At 77.0% G+C, this 1,833-nt stretch carries 2 protein-coding genes; one reads left to right on the forward strand and one right to left on the reverse strand.

Annotated features, from left to right (window positions below; translation table 11 throughout):
* The coding region (locus GTW08_RS29025; RefSeq protein ID WP_202417854.1) for a PucR family transcriptional regulator at positions 1-421 on the forward strand (421 nt) is incomplete at its 5' end.
* Positions 422-649: 228 nt separating this feature from the next.
* Here GTW08_RS29025 and GTW08_RS29030 read toward each other — a convergent pair.
* Positions 650-1,555, reverse strand: coding sequence for a hypothetical protein (locus tag GTW08_RS29030; RefSeq protein ID WP_073574379.1), 906 nt, complete (start codon positions 1,553-1,555; stop codon positions 650-652).
* Between the last annotated feature and the right edge of the window lie 278 nt (positions 1,556-1,833).

The following is a 1,833-nucleotide window of genomic DNA, read 5'->3' on the forward strand; positions in this document are numbered from 1 at the left end:
CGGCCTCGACGGGTTCCGCGGCGCGCACCGCCGGGCCCGCCGGGTGCAGGAGGTGGTCACCGCCGCCGCTCCCGCCGCCCGGCTCCCGGTCACCACCGCCGACGACCTCGGCCCGCTGCTGCTGCTCGACGCGGGCACCGACCTGCTCGCCGCCCGGGTCGCCGAGATCCTCGGCGACCTGGCGATCGACGACGAGCAGCACGCCCGGCTCCGCGACACCCTCGCCGCCTACCTGCGCGGCGGCGGCAGTCTCGTCGCGGCGGCGGGCGAGCTGCACCTGCACAAGAACACCGTGCAGTACCGCCTGCGCCGCGCCGAGGAGGTGCGGGGCTGGCCCCTCGGCGACGATCGGCTCGACGTCGAGGTGGCGCTCCTGGCCTGCCGGATCCTCGGGGCGACCGTGCTGCGCCCGGCCGACTGACCGGCTCCGCGCACCGACCCGTCGGCTGCCCCGGTGATCCGCCGGCTTCGGTGATCCGCCGGTCCCACGTCGGCCAGACGGCTGCGTGCCGGCCCGTCGCCCTGGCGGCAATCCCTCCCGCCGCGTGCCGATCCGCTGTCCGCGTGCTGATCCACTCGCCGCGCGGTGATCCGTTTCGCGCGCGCGTCCGGACACGCGCGGGCAACGGATCACCACGCGGGGTACGGATCATGCTGTCCGCGGGAGCCGCTGCGCGACGGCGGCGAAGTCGTCGAGCTCCTCCCAGGTCCAGCGCACGACCGTCCGCACACCGGGCCGGGCCCGCAGGGCGTCCTCACGCCGCTTCTCCCGGACGACGGCGTCGGCCGCGCTCTCTCCCGGGCGTCGCGACCGCCCGTACTTGCCGAGGCCGTCAAACTCCCCGACCACCCCGTGGTCGGGCCACCAGAAGTCGACGACCCCGATCCGGTGGCCCCGCTCGTCGAGCAACGAATGCTGCAGCACCGGCCTCGCCACGTGCAGGCGGGCCATCCGGACCCGGCTGCGTGACTCACCGGGCCCGTCCGCGCGGGCGTCGGCGAAGGCGACGACCGCCCGGGCCCGGCCGACGCCGTGGCGCCCGCAGGCGGCGAGTACCGCATCCCGCAGTCGGTCCGGCGTGACGAGGTGGCGGTGCAGGGCCGCGTCGGCGACGGCCACGGCGGTCTCGAACGGAGCCGTGCGGGCCACGTCGACGACGGTGCGGGCCACCGACGTCGTCGCGATGCCGCGGACGTCGACGACCTCGTCGGCGGACAACGGGGAGGCGTGCACGCGCAGCCGCGGCCCGCCGCGCCCGCCGGACGCGCCGTCCCGGGTGACGTGCACCGTGGTCAGAGGCACGCCCCAGACCGGCAGGCCGTGTCGAACGGCGGCGGACGGACCGCTGACCACGGCCCCGGGGGCGAGCGAGGGGACCGTCGCCTCCACCAGGGTCGCGTGCCGCGTCGAGGCAAACCGCAGACGCTCGTCGCCGGTCTCCAGGTACACACCGGGGCCGATCCCCGTCCATCGCCCGCTGCGCAGGGCGGCGCGGATCTCGGCCTCGGTCGTCCCGAGCCTCAGGAGGTCGCGGCGCAGCAGCGGTTCGTCCACGGTCCCGACCCTGCCCGCGCCCGGCGCCCGCGCCGGAGCGGATCCGCCACCTGTGGAGCATTCCCGCGATTGTGGACGGGCACCCGATGATCGCCCTTTCGCGCGCTGATCCGCTCGGCGCGCGCGTCCGGACACGCGCGCCGAGCGGATCACTGCGCGGGGTGCGGATCACCGCGCGCGCAGCGGATCAGGGCTCGGGCGGGGGACCGGCGCGCGGGCGACGGGTCAGCGTGTGGGCGGCGGAGCACTGCGGCAGCGGCGGAGCGGTGCGGCAGCGG

The organism is Pseudonocardia sp. SID8383 (assembly GCF_009864975.1).
Taxonomy (GTDB): Bacteria; Actinomycetota; Actinomycetes; order Mycobacteriales; family Pseudonocardiaceae; genus Pseudonocardia; species Pseudonocardia alni.